At 26.7% G+C, this 20,144-nt stretch carries 25 protein-coding genes and 2 tRNA genes; 5 read left to right on the top strand and 22 right to left on the bottom strand.

Annotated elements, in window-relative coordinates; genetic code table 4:
• Window positions 1-25: 25 nt before the first annotated feature.
• The 22 genes from AAHJ00_RS01550 to AAHJ00_RS01445 form a co-directional block, all read right to left on the bottom strand.
• Window positions 26-879 (bottom strand): IS5 family transposase gene (locus AAHJ00_RS01550; protein WP_342224270.1). Its coding sequence is split into 2 segments (ribosomal slippage): window positions 26-483 and window positions 483-879, totalling 855 coding nucleotides; the frame shifts between segments, so codons are not numbered across the junction.
• A gap of 172 nt (window positions 880-1,051) precedes the next feature.
• Window positions 1,052-1,735, bottom strand: coding sequence for a hypothetical protein (locus tag AAHJ00_RS01545; protein ID WP_342224269.1), 684 nt, complete (start codon window positions 1,733-1,735; stop codon window positions 1,052-1,054).
• A 265-nt stretch (window positions 1,736-2,000) separates the two neighbouring features.
• A complete protein-coding gene (locus AAHJ00_RS01540) occupies window positions 2,001-2,393 on the bottom strand; it encodes a hypothetical protein (protein ID WP_342224268.1) in 393 nt (130 codons plus the stop codon).
• Window positions 2,394-2,414: 21 nt separating this feature from the next.
• Window positions 2,415-2,663, bottom strand: coding sequence for a hypothetical protein (locus AAHJ00_RS01535; RefSeq protein ID WP_342224267.1), 249 nt, complete (start codon window positions 2,661-2,663; stop codon window positions 2,415-2,417).
• A gap of 2 nt (window positions 2,664-2,665) precedes the next feature.
• On the bottom strand, window positions 2,666-2,950 hold the full coding sequence (locus AAHJ00_RS01530) for a hypothetical protein (protein ID WP_342224266.1): 285 nt from the start codon (window positions 2,948-2,950) through the stop codon (window positions 2,666-2,668).
• 13 nt (window positions 2,951-2,963) lie between these two features.
• Window positions 2,964-3,962 (bottom strand): hypothetical protein, encoded by a 999-nt coding sequence (locus AAHJ00_RS01525; RefSeq protein WP_342224265.1) that lies wholly within the window; start codon window positions 3,960-3,962, stop codon window positions 2,964-2,966.
• Window positions 3,963-3,986: 24 nt separating this feature from the next.
• The gene (locus AAHJ00_RS01520) at window positions 3,987-4,232 is read right to left on the bottom strand and encodes a hypothetical protein (RefSeq protein ID WP_338967504.1); all 246 of its coding nucleotides are present in this window, start codon (window positions 4,230-4,232) and stop codon (window positions 3,987-3,989) included.
• Window positions 4,233-4,396: 164 nt separating this feature from the next.
• Window positions 4,397-4,627 (bottom strand): hypothetical protein, encoded by a 231-nt coding sequence (locus AAHJ00_RS01515; protein ID WP_338967679.1) that lies wholly within the window; start codon window positions 4,625-4,627, stop codon window positions 4,397-4,399.
• A 164-nt stretch (window positions 4,628-4,791) separates the two neighbouring features.
• Window positions 4,792-5,013 carry a hypothetical protein gene (locus AAHJ00_RS01510; RefSeq protein WP_342224264.1) on the bottom strand — a complete coding sequence of 74 codons (222 nt, stop codon included), beginning with the start codon at window positions 5,011-5,013 and terminating at the stop codon, window positions 4,792-4,794.
• A 2-nt stretch (window positions 5,014-5,015) separates the two neighbouring features.
• Window positions 5,016-5,342 (bottom strand): hypothetical protein, encoded by a 327-nt coding sequence (locus AAHJ00_RS01505; protein WP_342224263.1) that lies wholly within the window; start codon window positions 5,340-5,342, stop codon window positions 5,016-5,018.
• A 742-nt stretch (window positions 5,343-6,084) separates the two neighbouring features.
• Window positions 6,085-6,309 carry a hypothetical protein gene (locus tag AAHJ00_RS01500; RefSeq protein WP_342224262.1) on the bottom strand — a complete coding sequence of 75 codons (225 nt, stop codon included), beginning with the start codon at window positions 6,307-6,309 and terminating at the stop codon, window positions 6,085-6,087.
• Between the two features lie 30 nt (window positions 6,310-6,339).
• Window positions 6,340-7,389 (bottom strand): YitT family protein, encoded by a 1,050-nt coding sequence (locus AAHJ00_RS01495; protein ID WP_342224261.1) that lies wholly within the window; start codon window positions 7,387-7,389, stop codon window positions 6,340-6,342.
• 147 nt (window positions 7,390-7,536) lie between these two features.
• Window positions 7,537-7,612: transfer RNA gene (locus AAHJ00_RS01490), tRNA-Ala, on the bottom strand.
• A 6-nt stretch (window positions 7,613-7,618) separates the two neighbouring features.
• A tRNA-Ile gene (locus AAHJ00_RS01485) sits at window positions 7,619-7,695 on the bottom strand.
• A gap of 39 nt (window positions 7,696-7,734) precedes the next feature.
• The gene (rpsI, locus tag AAHJ00_RS01480) at window positions 7,735-8,130 is read right to left on the bottom strand and encodes a 30S ribosomal protein S9 (RefSeq protein WP_342224260.1); all 396 of its coding nucleotides are present in this window, start codon (window positions 8,128-8,130) and stop codon (window positions 7,735-7,737) included.
• Window positions 8,131-8,139: 9 nt separating this feature from the next.
• Complete coding sequence (gene rplM / locus AAHJ00_RS01475; RefSeq protein WP_342224259.1) at window positions 8,140-8,586, bottom strand: 50S ribosomal protein L13; 447 nt, start codon at window positions 8,584-8,586, stop codon at window positions 8,140-8,142.
• 126 nt (window positions 8,587-8,712) lie between these two features.
• The gene (locus tag AAHJ00_RS01470) at window positions 8,713-8,931 is read right to left on the bottom strand and encodes a hypothetical protein (RefSeq protein WP_342224258.1); all 219 of its coding nucleotides are present in this window, start codon (window positions 8,929-8,931) and stop codon (window positions 8,713-8,715) included.
• 70 nt (window positions 8,932-9,001) lie between these two features.
• On the bottom strand, window positions 9,002-9,727 hold the full coding sequence (gene truA, locus AAHJ00_RS01465; RefSeq protein WP_342224257.1) for a tRNA pseudouridine(38-40) synthase TruA: 726 nt from the start codon (window positions 9,725-9,727) through the stop codon (window positions 9,002-9,004).
• Between the two features lie 19 nt (window positions 9,728-9,746).
• The gene (locus AAHJ00_RS01460) at window positions 9,747-10,697 is read right to left on the bottom strand and encodes an IS30 family transposase (protein WP_342223478.1); all 951 of its coding nucleotides are present in this window, start codon (window positions 10,695-10,697) and stop codon (window positions 9,747-9,749) included.
• Window positions 10,698-10,820: 123 nt separating this feature from the next.
• Complete coding sequence (locus tag AAHJ00_RS01455) at window positions 10,821-11,747, bottom strand: energy-coupling factor transporter transmembrane protein EcfT (RefSeq protein ID WP_342224256.1); 927 nt, start codon at window positions 11,745-11,747, stop codon at window positions 10,821-10,823.
• A gap of 13 nt (window positions 11,748-11,760) precedes the next feature.
• Complete coding sequence (locus tag AAHJ00_RS01450) at window positions 11,761-12,657, bottom strand: energy-coupling factor transporter ATPase (RefSeq protein ID WP_342224255.1); 897 nt, start codon at window positions 12,655-12,657, stop codon at window positions 11,761-11,763.
• Window positions 12,642-13,520: an energy-coupling factor transporter ATPase gene (locus AAHJ00_RS01445; protein ID WP_425288877.1), complete on the bottom strand. Its 879-nt coding sequence runs from the start codon at window positions 13,518-13,520 to the stop codon at window positions 12,642-12,644. Before AAHJ00_RS01445 ends, AAHJ00_RS01450 begins: the two co-directional genes overlap by 16 nt.
• A gap of 493 nt (window positions 13,521-14,013) precedes the next feature.
• Here AAHJ00_RS01445 and AAHJ00_RS01440 point away from each other — a divergent pair, with 493 nt between their 5' ends.
• From AAHJ00_RS01440 to AAHJ00_RS01420, 5 genes are all read left to right on the top strand, one after another.
• Window positions 14,014-14,337, top strand: a complete 324-nt coding sequence (locus AAHJ00_RS01440) for a hypothetical protein (RefSeq protein ID WP_342224253.1) — start codon at window positions 14,014-14,016, stop codon at window positions 14,335-14,337.
• Window positions 14,338-14,501: 164 nt separating this feature from the next.
• Window positions 14,502-16,424 (top strand): ATP-binding cassette domain-containing protein, encoded by a 1,923-nt coding sequence (locus tag AAHJ00_RS01435; RefSeq protein ID WP_342224252.1) that lies wholly within the window; start codon window positions 14,502-14,504, stop codon window positions 16,422-16,424.
• On the top strand, window positions 16,424-17,392 hold the full coding sequence (locus AAHJ00_RS01430; protein WP_342224251.1) for a sugar ABC transporter permease: 969 nt from the start codon (window positions 16,424-16,426) through the stop codon (window positions 17,390-17,392). Before AAHJ00_RS01435 ends, AAHJ00_RS01430 begins: the two co-directional genes overlap by 1 nt.
• A gap of 135 nt (window positions 17,393-17,527) precedes the next feature.
• Complete coding sequence (locus AAHJ00_RS01425; RefSeq protein WP_342224250.1) at window positions 17,528-18,421, top strand: carbohydrate ABC transporter permease; 894 nt, start codon at window positions 17,528-17,530, stop codon at window positions 18,419-18,421.
• Window positions 18,422-18,447: 26 nt separating this feature from the next.
• Window positions 18,448-20,097: an extracellular solute-binding protein gene (locus AAHJ00_RS01420; protein ID WP_342224249.1), complete on the top strand. Its 1,650-nt coding sequence runs from the start codon at window positions 18,448-18,450 to the stop codon at window positions 20,095-20,097.
• Window positions 20,098-20,144: the final 47 nt, after the last annotated feature.

Below are 20,144 nucleotides of genomic sequence, written 5' to 3'. Positions count from 1 at the left end.
TTTTTATATAAGATTTTTTGCAATTTTATTTACTTGCACTTACAAGTATAATTCAGCATAATTGCAAATTATAAATTGAAGCAATTAAATTAAATCTTAAACTAAATCGTTTTCTACGATTACGATATTTTTCAGTAATAATTTTAAATTTTTTAAGAATAGCAAAAATATTTTCAATAATAATTCTCATTTTTGAAATTAATTTATTATTATGTTTTTGTTCTTTATTTAAAGGGTTTTTCTTTGTTTTTTTCTTAGGTATTAGAACATTACTATGAATTTTTTGTATTCCTTGATAACCATTATCAACTATTAATTTAGTATTTTTTAAAATTGGGATTTTTGATTCTTTAAATAAACAAAAATCATGCTTTTTACCGAGAGAAAAATTTGTTGCAATAATTATTTTGCTTTCTTTTTCAATAATTACTTGTGTTTTAATAGTGTGTTTTTTCTTTTTTCCTGAATAAGATTGTTTTTGTCTTTTTTTGGGCGTTGAATGGGTGTTTCTGTAGCATCAATAATAATTGTTTTATCATTAAAATAATCATTTATTAATGCTTTTTTACCAGCAAGTTGTTGAAAATCAGGATGTTTGATTAAAATATCTTCAATTCACTTGATATTTCGATAACAACTAGCTTCACTAATATCAAAACTTTTACCAAGATGAAAATAAGTACGATATTCTCGTCAATATGATAAAGTCATCAATAATCTATTTTCTAATGATAATTTATTATTTTTACCACCTCTTTTAAACTTTTTTAACTCAGCTTCTTTTAAAATATTTAACATTTTATTAAAAGTACTTTGCTTTATTCCAGTTAATCGTAATAATTCTTTATCATTAATAAAATTAAATTTATCAAATTTCATAATCTTAAATTCCTTATAATTTCTATTTTAAATATATTTTATAGGAATTTTGTTTAATAAATAAGTAATGCAAGAAGTCTATTGTTTAAATCTGTCGATGTTTTGTGATAAAAATAACTTTCGTTTTTAAAGCCGTGATTTTTAATGGTGAATTCTTTATAGTAACCTTTTTCTAAGGTGTCAATGAAATTAAATACTGGTGTCAATAAAGATAAGAATAATTAAATTTGTCAAAATCACCACGATGAATCATTAAATAGTCAAGATTATCAATAATATCACTGTATTTATGGTTGCCATCAAAATTAGTTGTTGTTGTCGGAAATTCAATATCGGTACTTTCTTTTTTAGTTTCAATTTCAAAATCATTTGTACTATTTAATGTGTAATCTCATATGTTATTAATAACTGATTCTTTGAAATTAGTTAAATTTGTGCCTTGTGCTTTGATTGTTATTTTTTTATTAATTACTCAGAATTTGAACCCATTTATCTCTGTTATTTCTTGTCCGTGTGTAGTTATTAGTTGTCTAATCTTATTTTGTTTACTCTGATTATTTTGTAATTCTTGTGTAAATTTGAAACTAAGGTTGTTTAAATATCTTAATTCTGGTAATTTTTCATTTAGATTGTTATTATCTATTTTATTTATTTGAACTTGTGTAAGGTAATTTTTGCTTGGCGAGAAATGAAATTTCACTTTTTGTAAATTTTTGATTTCAAAATCATAAATTTTATTATCTTCTCTTTTATTTCTAACTAGTTGTGTTGTTATTTTGTCGTTGTTAATATTTTGGGGAATAGTAAAAATGTTATTGAAACTAATAATTAACATGGTAAATATTTTCATAAACATTTTTATCACTCCTTTTTAAAATATTTTATTTTTCATTGTTCTTTTAGTTTTGATTTTTTTAATAAGCCATTCGATGCTACAGTTCATAATTACCGCTATTGTAATGCATATATCTAAATATCCTAGTATCATAAGTGAAATTAATGCTTCAAATTTTTCATATAATAATTTCAAATCATTAATTTCCAATTTTAAAAATGGAATGAAAAAGATAATAACCATAAAAATGTAAGGTAAAATTCTTCATCAATATTTTTTTAAAGAATTAATGAGTTTGTTTGATTTCATTTTTCAAGACTCTTTTTGCTCTAATTTTCTGAACAATAAAGCGGATTAATTTTTCAAATTTAATTGCAAAATATATTGCTCCGCCTCATCAAAAAACAAATATTCCTGCCAGCATAATACCACTATTAAACTTGCCAAAGAAATCAACCATCTGTTTATTCATAAAATCATTAAATTCGTTACTTGTTCCGGTTATTCATTTAGTATCAATTACTGTTAATGTACAAAGTAATAAGCTTATAAAGATGAAAATGATACTTAATACTATTTTTAACCACTGTTTTTTAAAAGAATTTTTAATTCTTAATTTTAACGGCGTTTTTTCTTTTGAATTATCTTTTTTAAATAATTTTCCTAAAAGTTTTTTCATTTTAATTCTCCTTTCATATTTTTATCGTCCTTTAATCACAATAAATAAAGCAATAAGTACACAAGTTACACCAAGAATAGTAAAGATTAGATGTTGCGAAAATGTTCGTGCCATTGGTTTAAATAGTTCTAAAATTGTTAAATTGCTAGTAATAAATTTTTGGAAATTGGTAAGACCTTCGCTAATATAGTTCGTTAAAGTTTCAAAATGACTACCAGCTAATAAACCAAGCACAGTTATTAAGATAAAAATAATAATTAGTTTAAACATTTTTAGTTACCTTGTTTTGTTTTTATTGGTTTTATTTGTTTTTTAGCTTTTCCTCACGCACTTAAACGCCCCTTATTTTTAACAGCATATTGGCGTTGTTTTTCTAAATTAACTTGTTGACTACCAAATCCAAGAATAATTGCCATAAGAAATTTTACAGCCAGTGTTAAGAATAAAGGAAATATTAGTTGAATATTTGTTCCCGGCACTTCAAGACTTCAAATTAAATCAAAAACTTTATAAAGCATTTGGGCGAGAAAGTCGGCCATTTTTGCGAGATTTTCCATTTTTTAAACTCCTTTACTTCCTTTTCTTCTTCAGATTATTTTTTAACTTAGTAAGTATCTTACTAAATTTATCCATTTTAAAGTATTCTAAGTCTTCTAAATCAATTGCTGTGTCATTATAGTATTTGTCTTCATAGTCAGGATTTACTTTTGCATTTAAGTAATCTCTTAAAAACGCTAGGTAAAAAGAATTGTAAGTGTTAAGTATTGGTAAAGGAATTTTTAATTTAAAAAAATAAATATCAAGTTCAGGAATATCACGATATTTAATACGGCGACCTTTTTTGCTATTTTTTGCATCAATTAAGGTGTTTCGTCAGCGTTCATATTCTTCAATGCTAGTAAAGGTACCATAGATGACTTTTAAGTAGGGACGAAAAATATTAACTGGTTTTTTACGAATTCCCACAATCACATTATTGGCAATATCACGAACTTTAACTCAAATATGTTTATCTCTTTGACCGCTAGCGAGAACAATATGACCAAAATGTCGTGCCAGAGCGAAATATTCTTGAATACCGGTTTCTTCGTTTTTGGTATTATTTTTTTCTCAATCGGTTCCTTCTAAAAATAAATTGGTTTCATCTCATAGCAGTAATGTTTTGTCTGGCAATACCGGATAATCAAAGTCTAATAATCCCATATGTCCTAAACTTAATTTTTGAGTTTCTAGTAATGGAAATGTTGAGGCGATGTGATATTTTTTCTTTTTTAGTAATTTTGATGCGTACACTAGAAAAGCGGTTTTTCCAGTTCCTAATGAACCAATCACAATATTTAATGGTGAGTTTTTTAAGAAATTAATAACTTTGTTAATTTGTGTTAAATTACTTATTTTAAAAAGAAAAATTAAAATACAACCTGCTAAAAATAAATAGCTTACAATGTTTTTAAAATAATCGTTGTAAATATATCAAATTGCTCCCCAATGTCATAAAATTAAAAATGAGGTGCGATTTAATTCAATAAAATGGTTATTTTTTTCTATTATTCATTTGCAAAATTTCATCTTGCACCTCACTTTATTTTTTTATTAGCGTACTGCTCCAAGTAGTTTTTCAAACATTTTAAAGCAAATAAAGAATATTGCCAAAATAAATGGAAAAATGAAGATTCAGTAGTCAGCAAAGAAGTTACCGACTTGTGGCATATTAACAGCAATAATTTCTCACATTTTAGTAAACGCCGTTATAATTGCATTTCACAATTTAGTCATCGCATCACTAGCTGTTATTTTTTCTACTGTTGCTGGTGCATCGGCCAAGAAAGTTCCAATCATATAATCACCCCCTTTCTTTTTAAAACATTCACATTTATATTTAAAGTTTTTCTTAAATTTGTTAAAACCGCGGTTAACCTTAACATGATTGTATTTTTTCCTAATTAATTTTGAATTTCTTTGTGAATGCATCACAATGTAACTCGGCGACATTACTTTTGTCTCTATCTAAATACTGATATGGTTTTCCAAAGTAGCATTAGAATAAATCACACCATAATCGCTGTTAATAATCAAAAAGCAATGTTTGCTATTAAAAGCCAAAGTGTTTCTTGAGTTAAATCAATTTCTTTACCACCACTAATATGAGCGGGAATAGTTGTAATTTGAATAAATAAATCTCAGAAAGTTTGTTTAATTTGTTCTCAATTAAATTCTTTTAAATTTACTGTCATTTTTTATCTCCCAAAAATCATTTTTATTGGTAAATACATAATTGAAATTAACGCGAAAAGAAAAGTAATGATAATAATTAATCCCGCAATAAAAGCAACTTGTGCAGGCATTTTTTCTATCGGAATAAACAGTTTTAAAAATTCCATAATAATTTCTCAAAACATTATTTTTTATTCTCATTATTTTCTTTTGAATTAGGAGCTTTAACCCATTCTTCAAAGCGAGCAATAAACACTTTTTCGTCTTTTGTGAAATTACCAGTATTATTTTTAATGGCATTTTTATATTTAATTCTAATTTTTATTTTGACATAAATTTTATAAGCAAAATATGCCAATAACATTATGCAGATGATAATAAATATTATTCCAATCGCAATATTCATTTTTAAACTCCTTTAAAGTAGTTATAATTTATATCTTTTTTGTTGTTTTCTTTTTCGGCAATGAAGAAGCCTAATAATTCTTGTCCCTTAATTAACTTGGTTTCTTGCTCTTGTTGATTAATCGAAATTACTTGATATTCACTATTCTTGATTATTCCGATACAAATAGAATTTTCATATTTTCCTTTATAAACAAATCGCTTTGGAAACCAAATACCGATTTGTTCATTAAATCACGGAATTTTTGGCGCTTTAATAAACATTGCGTTTTGCGTTTCTTTTAAAAGATATTTTTTAGTATTTAAGAAAATGTTTTCAATGTTTTTCATAATAAATTACCTTTCTTATGAATAAACTAAGTTATATTAACTAAGTTAGTTAGTTAACTTAGTTTTTTAAACACTTATATATCGCAGATTTAAGTGTTTAACAAGCTTTGTTAGTAAATTTTGTTTTTTAATTAGATAAAGATTTTAATAATTTTAAACTTAGTATACCCCTATATAGAAATTTCTACACTTTAATATCCGCATCCTACCCTTGGAACTAATTTAATAGCGTGTATATTTTTAGGAAATCCACCCATTCATTTTTTTATTGCAAAACGAAATAAATTGCTATAGCTAATAGGATGTTATCTATTAACTGGTAAACTTCTTTTGGTTATGGCGACCACCCACAATTTATCGTGCTTTAATACATACCAACATTATTAATTCACTTGTATTTAATTTTCAAAGAACAAATTTTAACACCTTATAAAATAAAAAGACAATCATTGCTGACTGTCTTAATATTTATTCAAATATTTACCTACCTAACAAAACTTTATGCGTCCTATTAGACTATAAAATTCATTTTGGTCTTTGTATTTATCTAACATTTGTACTTCACCTAGGAAATAATATTATCAAAATAGTAGATAAAATTAAAGGTTATGTACCAAGTCTATTGTAGAAATAATGCGCTTCTTTTTAGAAATCCCTTTCATCATATAAAAAATACCAGCTAAACTATAAACAATAATATTAATTGTCAGCACCATTAAAGCTAAAAACTCTGGTGATGTCATTAATCTTTGAAAAAAAGACTATTACCAGAAGTAAAAAATACCATTGCTAATAACGATGTTAAATTATTTCTTAAAACAAATTCTGATTTACCATTATGAATGGTAGTTTCCTTTTCCGTTAAAATAACAATTGGTAACGAAAAAAATATTAAAATAATCGCAATTGCCATCGTAATAAATTTCCAATCAACTATTTTTAAAAATCTTAGAAAACCTTGCTTCATTTGTTAACTCCTTGGTTAGCATTTTTAATATTAATTAAACCTTTGAATGTTAAAGGTACCATAAACCATTGTCACAGGAATAACAATAATAAAAGCTTTATTATCAATTCTTGTTACATTATATTTAACTTTTTTATATTCTATTAAAGAAATTGTGGCAAAAATTGTTCCCGAAACCTTACCACTCTTAATATCACTAGAACTAATTAAAGTAGTATCATGAGGATATTCATGAGTTTTAAAATATTCACAAACATCTAATGGTAATTTTGTAAAAATCATTACATTAACTAATTTAAATTTTGGATAAATAAAATTAGTAACAACAGTACTAATCGTTGCAAAAATAATAGATACATATAAAGTAAAGTTTTTAAAAAAAGCATAAATTAAATTACCTTCATTTTTTTGGACAAAATATTTAATTAAAATTGCTAAAACAATAATTGCATAATTCATATATTTTTGAAATTTACCGACACCTTGTTTTTTTCATACTGCTAAATAAGCAGCTAAAAAATCTGAACCACCAGAACTACCACCAGCAATAAAAGCAATTGCAATTGCGAAACCTCAAATAATTGAACCAATAAAAGCATAAATAAAAGCTGCCAAAGTCATCACCGCTTTTCCGGTATCGGTATCCTTAGGTAAAATTAATTCTTCCATAATTTTTAATTGATCTAAAATGGGAATTGCTCGTAAAATAAAGTTTCATGCTGTTTGCATTAACATAAAAAATAAAGTATAAACAGTAAAATATCGTCCAACTTTAAAATATCCAAAAATTATAAAAGGAATATTTAACATTAAAACAACAATGTAAAACCACATCGCTTGTTCTTTAGGTGATGAAAAAATTGAATAAACAATAATTTGCGATATCCCACTAAAACCACCATTATAAAAACCTACAGGATTAATAAAATAGTTAAAAGTTAAAGTTAATAGTAATGCTGCTAATGTTAACAATAACAAACTTCTCATAATGCGAGTAAATTTAGTATTATGAATTTTTTGAAAAAATAATTTCACTTGTTTGGAAAAACTAGGCTTTTTAAACTTTACTCTTTTTTTCATTACAACAAGTCTCCCAAATACATTACATTTAGTAATAAAACAATTTTAACAATAAATAAATCGTTGTAAATGATTTTAACAAAAAAACTTAATTTTATTGTTTGAATAATAAATAAAATTAAGTTTAAGTCATTAATTAAATTAAAATGGTGGACCCGAACGGGATTGAACCGCCGACCCCCTGCGTGCAAGGCAGGTGCTCTCCCAGCTGAGCTACGGGCCCATTCAATGGTGGGACTAAGTGGGCTTGAACCACCGACCTCACGCTTATCAAGCGTGCGCTCTAACCAACTGAGCTATAGTCCCAATTAAAGCATATATCTCAAATATATGCTAAAATATAAATTATCTTTTTGAAAATTGCTTTCCTGCTCGGGGACCTTTTAATCCATACTTATCTCTTTCTTTAATTCTTGCATCACGAGTTAATAAACCTTTTGGTCTTAACTTCAACCGATAATCTAGTGAAGACTCCAATAATGCTTTCGCAATACCTAATCTTGTAGCTCCTGCTTGACCGCTAAAACCACCACCATTAACTTTAACATTAACATCAAAATATTCTTTCATATCTGTTACTAACAATGGTTGTTCTAATTCTTGAACTAATGTTGCATAAGGAAAAAAAGTAAGTGCCGGTCTATTATTAATAGTAATGTTTCCTTTTCCTGGAGTTAATAATACTTGTGCTACTGATTTTTTTCTTCTACCCGTACCACGATAAATAATTTCTTTTTTCATTAAATCTATTTAACTCCCTTCTTCTTGTAATACTAATAGTTTTGGCATTTGAGCACTATGGGGGTGTTTTTCACTATCATAAACAAATAAATTCTTACCTTGTTTTCTTCCCAAACTAGTATGAGGTAACATTCCTTTAATAGTTCTTTCAACCATCTCAATTGGATACTTATCTTGCATTACCTTAGCTGTTCTAATTCTCATACCACCAACAAAACCAGAATGGTTATAATATTTTTTATTATTCATCTTATTGCCACTTAATATTACTTTATGAGCATTAATAATGATAATATTATCACCACAATCAACATGGCTAGTAAATGTTGGTTTATGTTTACCTCTTAAAATACTTGCTACTTTTGTTGCTAAGCGTCCTAAAATTAAACCGCTGGCATCAATAATGTATCATGTTTTTTTCACATCTTGTGAATTAATCATTGTTGTTTGTCGCATTTATATCTCTCCCTTTGCATTTGCTCTTGTACCGAAGCTATAATGCATAAAAACAATAAAATTATATAACAAATATCTCGTTAATGCAATGAAAATAATAATTTTTAGTAAAAAATACTTCCCAATTTAGGAAGTATTTTTTACTAAATCTTTAAAATAACTAGTTATTTCCTTCTTCACTGTTTTCATTTGGCATATTATTATTTTCCATATCTTGATTATTATGATCATCGTGTCCATCATTTGGACGATGCTCTTGTTGTTCATTAGACTTGGCATCTCATTATTTTCTTCTGGCATTGAACCGTTACTATTACCATCAATCATATCATTTAAAATAATCATTTCTTCACCTCCTATTAAACATAATTATAAACTTTAAGAAAATTAATTAAAGATAAATTAAAATAAAAATTTAATACTTAATATTCATTAAGTACAACCCCACACCAGATACTTGATATTTAGTTTTCAAAGCTAAAGGATTTAATAATTTTTCTTGCAACTGTGCTAACGATATTTTTCCTTCATAACAAGCTAAAATACTACCAACAATCATTCTTACTTGATGACGAATAAAACTTGGGGCTTTAATAATAATTATCACTAAATCTTGATGTTTTTTAATTTTAATACTCTTAATATTTCGTACACGATTAATAGTTTCGTTATCTTTTAATAAAGAAAAATTAGAAAAATCATAAGTCCCAACAAAAATCTTAGCAATCTTTTGTAAATTTCTTTTTCGTAACGATTTGTTGTATTGATAAATATATCTTTGCTGAAATACATTGTAAGGCCCACAATTAATCTGATAATTATATGTTTTTAAAACACATTTTTTTCGCACATGAAAATCATTAGCAACAATAAAACAATTAGTAATATAAATATCATTAGGTAACTTATTATTTAAAATTCATTGTAATTGTTTCGGTTCTAATCTGATATTAAATGATAATTTAACTTTTTGGTCATAACTATGAACTTTTTTATCAGTACGACTTGCTGCTTGAATTTTAAACTCACAATTAAAAACACTAGTAATAACTGCTATTAATGAACCTTCAACAGTAATTTTGTTATTTTGACGGGCCCATCCCCAATATTTGCTACCATCATAACTAATGGATAATGCCAAATTGTAAAGTTAAGTGCAACTAAATTATTTTTCTAACCAAATATTCGATTGGTGAAAGATAATTTAGTATTTTTCTTGGTCTTTGGTTTAAAGACAATATAAATTTATGAACTGCATTTTTAGTAGTATTTGAAAAATTAAATTTTTTAGGAAATTTTTCTCTAATTAAACCATTAGTATTTTCATTAGTACCTCTTTGTCAAGGCGAATACGCATTAGCAAAATAAATTTTCACATTTAAATTTTTTTCAAGTTGTTGTCAATTAGAAAATTCTTTACCCCTATCAAATGTTATAGTCTTAACAAGATTATTTGGAAGAATTGATAAATAATGGCTAATGTTTTCGTTAACAACTTTAGTAGTTCTATTTTCAACTAACATTGCTAAAGTAAATCTTGATGTTCTTTCAACTAAAGTTATTAAACATGATTTACTTTTACCTCGTGATGATACTACAGTATCACCTTCTCAATGACCAACAGTTATACGATTATTAACATTAATATTTCGTTCTTTAATTGATTTACCATTAAATTTACCGCGATTTTCTTGAGATTTTCGTTTCTTACCTTTTCTTCTTAAATTTTTATTAGTAACTTTTTCAAGTAATCCAGAATAAATTCAATTGTAAATTGTTTTAAAACTAATAATTCATTCTTTATGAAAATTTTTAATTCTGCCATAAATTTGTTCAGGCGATCAACCTAATAGTAATTTTTGTTGTACATATTTTACTAATTCTCTATTTTTAAACTTATGAAAATAAACATGTGATTGTTTTCTGTTTTCTGCTTTATTTTGTGCAATTAATGAAAAATAATGATTACTATCTTTATTTCTATTGACTTCTCGAATAATAGTACTAATACTTCGATTAAGATTTTTAGCTATTTCACTAATTTTTACTTTAAACTTCAATTGATTCTCAATATAAATTCTTTCATATATGCCAAGATGTTTGTAACCCATATAAAAACTCCTTGCTTTGTTTTTTCTAAAATAAACTTAGCATCATGAAATTTTTATATGAGATTTTTTGCAATTTTATTTACTTGCACTTACAAGTATAATTCAGCAATAAATAAGAAACCATTATTTATATATTATTGGTCGTCAAACAAATTGATCAACATAACGCATCGGTTTTCAAACATCGCAACTATTTAATCATTCAATACCAATATTAGTAGATAATACCACCATTAATGATAAAAAACTAAGAATTAAAATTAAAATGAATACATCTAAAAATCCAATCCGATATTGACAAAATCTTGTTCTTTTTTGATGGGGATCATAACCTCGAGCATCCATTGCATAAGCCATATCTTCAGCTTTTTGAAATGATGATACTAGTAAAGGAATAATTAAAGAAACGATTGATTTAACTTTATCTTTAAATTTACCATTTTTAGAATCCATCCCTCTTGATGCTTGTGCTTTTTTAATTCGCATTGCTTCTTCAAATAAAGTTGGTAACATTCTTAATGCCATTGAAATGATAATTGAAATAATATGAACAGGAATTTTAATTAGTTTCAAAGGTCACATTAAATCTTCCAAAGCTAATGTCAAATCTAATGGTTTTGTTGTTGATGTCAAAATCGTTGTTACTAAAACCATCAAATAAATTCTTAAAGAAATATATAATGCCGTTAAAATCGCTTTTCAAGACACAATAAGAATCTTAAACTTAGCTGGTTGATATATGAGACCTACTGTATCTCAATCTGGTTGTTTATTTGCATTAAATTCTGGTTTAATAAGAAAGAAATTTAATACTAATAATACTAAAGTTACAAAAATAACAAACTTAAACAAAGAAAATAATAATCGTAATGGTAATTTAGAAATAAAGAAAATACTAATAATTATTGTTCCAGTTAAAATATAACCAGTAAAACCTGTACTAATAAAAACCGTTGCAATTAAAGCAATTATTGATAACATTTTAATTCTAGGGTCTAGACGATGAACAAGAGAATTATATGGCAAATACCGCCCAAATGATATATTCATAAACTAACTCCTTCTACTTACTATTAATTCTTTGTGCTAATTGGGTTACTAAATCTTCAACAGTCCGAGCATTAATACTACTAGTATCAAAACCATTATCTTTTAACTTTTGTAAAAAATGAAAAATTTTTGGTGGTTCAATATTAATTTCTTTAATTAATTGAGCATTAGCAAAAAGACTAACCGGATCACTTTGATGATATAATTGAGCATTTTTTAAAACAACAACTTCATCAGCATATTGCAAAACATGATCCATATTATGGGTAACAAGAATAATGCGTTTTTTATCTTGTTTATTAAATTTAAAAAATAACTTCATTAACTCTTCTTCTCCATCAGGATCTAAACCGGCTGTTGGTTCATCTAAAATTAAAGTATGACCTTCAATCGCCAAAATTCCAGCAATTGCTACTCTTCTTTTTTGACCACCAGATAAATCAAAAGGCGAACGAGTTAAATATTCTTGACCTAATCCCACAAGTTCTAAATACTTAGCAGCTTTAAGTCGAGCTTCATCTTTTTTAACACCAAAGTTTAAAGGACCAAACATAATATCCTTTTCAATTGTTTCTTCAAATAATTGATATTCCGGAAATTGAAAAACTAACCCTACTGATTTTCGTAATAATTTCTGCTTTTTAATTTTTCTCTGCTTTGCTTTAATCAAAAAATCACCAACAATAATTTGCCCCGCTGTTGGAATTAATAATCCATTCATATGTTGAATTAAAGTTGATTTACCACTACCAGTAGAACCAACAACCGCCGTAATAATAGAATCCTTTATTCACAGACTAACATCTTTTAAGGCTTGAAATTGAAATGGACTTTTAGGAGCATAAATATAGCTAACATTACTAAATTTAATTAAGTTCGATGGATTATCAATAATTATTTTTTTTGACATATTTGTTGTACCAATTCCTCTTCATATAATGTTTCGTCAATATTAACACCATACTTTTTTAATCCATAAGATACTTTTAAAATAAAAGGAATATCTAAATGAATACTTCTTAAAAAATCAACTTCTTTTAAAATTTCTTCTGGTTTACCAAAACGAACAACTTTTCCTTTATTCATTACTAATACCTTATCAGCATTAATAATTTCATCCATATCATGGGTAATTGAAATAATTGTTTTCTCACGCGATTCTTTTAATTGCACCATAATTTCTTTTACTTCTCTTTTTCCCTTAGGGTCTAACATACTAGTAGCTTCATCAAAAATAATTAATTCTGGAGTTAATGCTAAAGTCGAAGCAATCGCTACGCGCTGTTTTTGACCACCTGATAATAATAATGGTTCGTGATCTAAATAACTTTCCATTCCCACCATTTGTGAATATTTAGTAATAATATCCGGCATCAATTTTGGGCCAACACATTTATTTTCTAAACCAAAAGCAATATCATCACGAACTGTTGAACCAATAAATTGATTATCCGGATTTTGAAAAACAATTCCTAATTTACCCGAAATTAATTGACTATTTTCTTTAGTTACTAAATTACCAAATACTTCAATCTTACCTTTTTGTGCTTTTAAAACACCAATAATAATTTTTGATAAAGTTGATTTCCCACTACCATTATGACCAATAATAGTTACATACTCGCCATGATTGATACTAAAACTAACACCATCAACAGCATTAGGATAATTTGTACGATATTTAAATTCAATATCTTGTACTTTTAAAGCAATATTATTTTTTCTTGTTAATGTTTCCAATTTTTCGTGGGCTTTTTTTTTCTTTCTCATTAAATATACTCCCAAATATCTAAATAATTAATATTTAACTATTTAATTTTAACACACTAATAAAAGAATGTTAAATAGGAAACATTAAGCAAATATTAATTCCCCCTAATAAATATAATTTATTGATATTTATAATTGATTTTCAGCTTCGTTTTTTTGCTTTCTATTTTTCAACATTCGTTTTTTACTTTAGACTTGGTACATAACTATAACATTTTGCACCTACCAAACTATAAAATTCACTTTCTTCTTTATATTTATCTAATATTTGTGCTTCACCTAGGAAATAATATTATCAAAATAGTAGATAAAATTAAAGGTTATGTACCAAGTCTAATGAAAGCAGATAAGAAATTCTTTTTAACTAATATCTTGTAAAATTAGTTATTTCCCAGTAATATAACTTATATAACAATACATGAAAAGGAGAATTAAATATGAAAAAAAGTTTTATATCATTTTTGGCAACCTTAACATTAACCCCCCCATGACATTAATGACAGTAATGCTGACAGTATCTTGTAGTTTAAAAAGTGTTGATGCTCGCATTAATGCGTTGCCAGATACTGTGGAAATAAAAGATGTTGATGAGAAATGGTGAGTTTCGCATGACTTGACTGGTCTAATTGTATATGATCTACTAATTAAGATAGGATTGCAAATTGATCAAGCGAATTCGCAGATTGATTTAATTGATCCTGGAGAAATTGATGTAACTGGTACTACTGCCACTGTCGATATTACTGTTAAGACATTAGAAGAAAAAGGAACAGCATCCAAAACAGTTAAATATAATTTTACTAAAAAAGTAGTAAGTTAGATTTTAGTCGTTAGTAATATTTAAATCTTAATCATATTAATTTTGAAATACATTTACAAATATAAGTGTATTTTTCTTTTTTTAAATAATTTTATAAATCCTTTTAAAAATTGTTGTTTTCTAATATAATTGCTTATGGAAATTAATATTTCAGGGAGTTTTAAATGAATGTTATTTTAAAAAATATTAGTATTGATTATGGTGAAACATTAGCGGTCAATAATTTTAATATGCATGTGAAGACAGGACAATTAGTTACTTTGTTAGGACCATCTGGTTGTGGAAAATCAACAACGCTTTATGCGATTGCGGGATTATTACAAGTTAGTCAGGGACAAATTATTTTTAATGGTAAAGATGTAACCAAATGGTCACCGCAAAATCGTAATATTGGTTTAATATTCCAAAATTATGCTTTATATCCGCATTTAAATGTTTTTAAAAATATTGCTTTGCCTTTATATCAAGATAAAAAATTTAAGCGAACTGTTAGAAACAGTAATACTAATATTCGGTTATTAATTAAAAATTTGCAAGATAGTGGTTTAAATGTTGAAAAACAAAGATTTAAAGATCAGATTGCAATATTACTTTCTGAGTATTTAGAAACTTATGATAAGTTAGTTAATGAAATGATTGCTAATTATTTAGCAGATATTTTTAAATTTCATAAGCGTGAAGCAGCAATAATTTATAATGAAAAGCATTTAGAAACATTTCGTAATCGGATTCATAGTCAGTGATATGATCAGTCAAGATTAGCTGTTCATATTAAATATTGTGATTTTTTAAATTTAATTTATCATAATATTTCACAGTTAAAAATAACTATTAATAATAATTTAAGTAGTTTTAAAACAACAAATAAGAATTTTAAAACTCGGGAAATTAATTTTGCAATTAATAAGTTTTTATTGCAAATGAAATATAATTATTTAAATCCTGCTAAAAGTAAGCTAAATGCTTTAAAAATTGTAATGAAAGATCATCAAAAAGCATATAATGAATTAGTTAAAAATTTTAAAAAACAACAGAAAAAAGATCATGCTTTACAATATAGTTTGAGTCATAGTAAGTATGTGAGTTTTTTTAAGAAACATCAGCAATTATGAGATAAAGAAGAACAAAAGGGACTTGATAAGTATCAAAAGAAAATTGGCAATAATTTATTAGTAGCTTATGATGAGATGTTAATAAAATTAACAACAATTGCTAATGAATATTATCAGTTATCACCAGCATTAATAACAATAAAAACTGATGAGCAATTAAATAATGAATTACAAGCATTAAAGCAACAATTAACTTCATTTAGAAAAGAAGTTAGTAAGAGTGTTAATCTTGTTGCTCAGCAAGTAGAAATTAGTAATCAATTAAAGAAACGACCAGCTAATTTATCTGGTGGTCAACAGCAAAGAGTAGCGATTGCGAGAGCAATTGTTAAAGCTCCAGATATTTTATTGTTAGATGAACCGTTATCTAATTTAGATGCCAAGTTAAGAGTAACAACAAGGGAGTGAATTCGGCGTTTTCAACAAAAATCACAAATTACAGCAATTTTTGTAACTCATGATCAAGAAGAAGCAATGTCAATATCTGATTATATTTATATTATGAAGCAAGGGGTCTTACAACAAGTTGGAACACCACATGAAGTGTATAATCAACCAGTTAATAAATTTGTTGCACAATTTATTGGTAATCCCGCAATGAACTTTTTTAATGGGATAATTGATAAGCAACATAATATTTGAATTGATGAAATTAAGATTGGTAAAGCCATAAAAGCTAAACATGGTTATATTACTATTGGTATTCGCCCTGAAGATTTAAAATTAAATAGTGATTCATTAAATACTAAGTTTGTTAATAAAGAACCTTTAATTGGTGAAATTTCTTTGTTTGAAGAATTAGGTCGGAGTGCCTTTGTAACTATTAAGATTAGAAATAATGAATATGTTAAAGCAGTTTATGATATGGATGAAGATAAGTTTTATGAACACGGTGAAAAAGTAAAAATTAATTTTGTTAAAAAGACGATTTTTTTATTTGATCCAGAAACTGAATTAACAGTGGAGGTTGTTTAATGGCTAGTAAAAAACCGATTGAAAAATCTTTACAAACAAAATCTTCACAAAATTTTTTTAATTATTTAAAGCGATATTATAAAAAACCTAATAATGCTCAAAAACGCGATAGTACTCTTATTTCATTAATTTGGTTAACACCAGCATTAGCATTATTAGGAATATTTATGTTTTATGCAATTTTTATTGTTGCTAGAACAGCTGTTAATGGTGGTCCGGAAATTGCTTTTAAATTTTCGTGAAAGCATTTTGAATTAGTATGAAAAAATCGTGAATTTCAAATTGCTTTAAAAAATTCCTTAATTTATTCAACAGCAGTTGTACCTTTATCATTAATTATTTCATTGATAGTTGCTAAGTCGTTAACTAGCATTATGTCAAAACGAATTTTTAATTTTTTGCAAGGTATTTTCTTTTTGCCATATGTTACTAGTGTGATGGCTGTTGCCATGACTTTTGCTTTTATTTTTAGTCCTGAAGGAGTAATGAATACTTTGTTTGCTCTTTTTGGTTTGGAAAAACGACCTTGATTAAATGATGCTAATTATGCGATTTGAGTTTTAATTATTTATGGAATATGAAAATCATTACCTTTTAATATCATTATGTTAACAACAGCGTTATTAAAAATAAATAATCATTATTATCAAGCTGCAGCCATTGATGGGATGAGTAAAAGTAAGCAGTTATTTAAAGTGACAGTACCTTTAGTTATTCCGATGTTAATTTACTTATTTACTATTGGGTTAATTGATTCTTTTAAAATATTTCCTTTAGGATTATATGCTAATTATGTTCAAGCATCTACTTATCAGATTCAAACAGTCGTTTTTTGAATTTTTCAACGCCGAATGAATGCTAGTTACAATGAAGCTGCTGCAGCTTCAATAATCTTAATGATAATTATTTTATTAATTACAATTGTAACACGAATTATTAGTAAACAATTATCAAGAAAATATAGTTAGGAGATTTTATTGATGAATAATTTCGGCAAGAAAATTAATGAATTGTTAAAGATGAGTTGCAATAAAATTAGTTTATGATTTAAAACTTGAGTCAGTCGTCAAACTGTTGTGCGCAAAACCAATTTTACACAACAAATGGCCGGAAATAAAGATAAAGGTTGAGAAAAATGAATTAGCATTGCAATGCGATTCTTATTTTTATTAGTTATGGCTATTATTGTTGTTTTTCCATTTTACTGAATGATTATTACTTCATTTAAAACTGATGCTGATTTAGATCCAACAAAACCGCAAGGATTATGACCTGAAATTTGAACTTTTAAGTGGTATACATATCTTTTAGAAAATTCACAAATTAATGTTGGCAAGTATTTATTTAATTCATTTTTAGTAGCATTTCTTTCCACAATATTGAAATTATTTATTTGTGCTTTAGCAGGGTTTGCTTTAGCACATTATCGGACAAAGTTTCGGGAAGCAATATTTATTTTGTTATTATCAACATTAATGATTCCTGGGGAAACGATTATGATTGGGCAGTATTTGCTAATGTTACGGATTGTATGAGATAATACCTTAGAAGCATTAGTAATTCCATTTATTGCTTCGGCTTTTACAATTTTTATGTTACGCCAAGCATTTGAAGGGATTCCGAAATCAATTGTTAGTGCTAGTAAGATTGATGGGTTATCAACTTTTAAATTCTTTTGAAAAGTAGCGCTGCCATTAGTTCAACCAGTATTATGAATAGCAGGATTAATATCTTTTATTGCTAGTTGGAATGCAGTATTATGACCAGTAACAGTTTTAGATGCTGATTCAAAATGAGTAACTTTACCAATGTTATTATGAGAATTAATTCAAGTAACAGAACCATGACCTAATAATCCAAGTACGCTAAGAGATCCACAGCATTTAAAAATGGCATCTGCTGTTATTTCTATTTTGCCAATGATTGTTTTATATTTACTTACTAAGAAACGTATTATTAATAGTATTACAAAAGATAGTAGTGGAACTAAGGGCTAGGATTTAATAGGAAGGAATAATAATTAATGAAAAAAATTAAGGTAATGTTAACAGCAACAATTTGATTAAGTTCGATTTTAACAATTTTTGCTTGTAGTCATTCGGAACGAAATGTCATTATGACAACTTATTTTATAAAAGGTCAATTTCAATGAAATGCTTTAGAAAATGTTATTAATAATTTTAATAAGGTCAATGCTGATAACTCGGAATTTGATCATCGCAAAATAATTTTAAAATTTGTTCAAAATAATGGTGTTGAGAAGGAAGTTAATACTGGTTATTATGGCGTGAGAAAATTACCTAATTTGTTTACTAGTTATGCTGATGAGGTTGTTAAATATTCTAAAACTTTACAAGAACAGTTAGTTGATGTTAAGGTTCCCGATCTTAGTTCTTACATTGATAAACCAAGCATTATTGATTCTTATTGACAAGAAACAATGTATAAGGGTAAACAATATACAGTTCCCATTGGAAAATCATTAGATTTAATGTTTATTAATAAGAAATTATTGTTAGAAGTATTTGCTAAAATTGATGGTTTAATCCCCCAAGCAAATTTGTTATTACCACTTGGCGATAATTTAAGTAATTATCAAGGAATGAATGGACAATGAAAAGTTAATAAAAGTATTGATTGAAGTAAATTTCAAGCTCAACTTAGTGTTTTAAAACAATGAAATTCTCTGGAAACAATGAAAGCGGGAATTATTACTTGAAGTAGTTATCTTAGTTTAGTGCAAGTAACTAGTCACTTATTAAAAAATTTAGCTAATTTAAAGAATCTTAATGAAGTGTATGCAGTAGCGATGGATGATTTGCCTAATGGATTATATGCACAATATGCTAATAGTGAGACATTAAATTCTAAAACAAAAACTAATGAATTTCTTTATCATGAAAATAGTAGTGGTAAATTCGTTTTAAACTTAAAAGGAAAATCTTTTGAAATATTGCAGAAACATTTAAGCGGTCTTCAAGAGTTAAAAGATTTAGCTAATCGTCCATCTAATGATATTAAGCGCAATACAGGATTGCATGTTAAAGTACCAACAGCAACATCACCACAGGGGACATTTGCTAGTACCTTGTTTAATCAATCTAAAGCTTTAGTCGGTATTGGTTCAACATCAGGAGTTCAGTTTTTGTTACAGGAAAAACGACTTAAACCTGAGGATATTTGAGTGTTACCGTTACCATTTTCTGCTGCTGGTAAGTATGCTATTCAACAAGGCCCAGGAATTGCCATGTTTAAAATGAATGATCCGATTAAAGATAAAATTTCCGAAGCATTTATTAAATATGTAACATCACAAGAAGCTAATGAAGTTTATGCTTTTGATTCGGGATATTTGCCGATTAATAAAGCTTCCTATGAAACTGGTTCTTCTTATGGTCAAAAATTACATGATGCTTCGTCAGAATCTTATTTACGGGTTATTGCACAAATATGAGAATTGATGAATGCCAAGCAAATAACAACCGCCGCACCACCATTAACGCAATGAGGAGCAATATTTCGTCAAACGGTATTAAAGTCATTAAATATTTTTTATCAAGATTTATTAAATGCGTCATATCTTGAAAGGCCATTAAGTAAGAAAGAATTTTTAAATATTCTTAAAAGGCAAACTAAAGATGATGGGATTCATGATTTTGTTATTGAACAATAGACTTCTTGCATTACTTATTAAAATAATTACAAATTATTTGTAAATAA

The sequence above is a fragment of the Spiroplasma endosymbiont of Asaphidion curtum genome, from assembly GCF_964031085.1.
In the GTDB taxonomy this organism is placed as follows: Bacteria; Bacillota_I; Bacilli_A; order Mycoplasmatales; family Nriv7; genus Nriv7.
The sequence above is the reverse complement of the archived record's forward strand: the minus strand, read 5'-3'. Positions and strand labels throughout refer to the sequence as shown.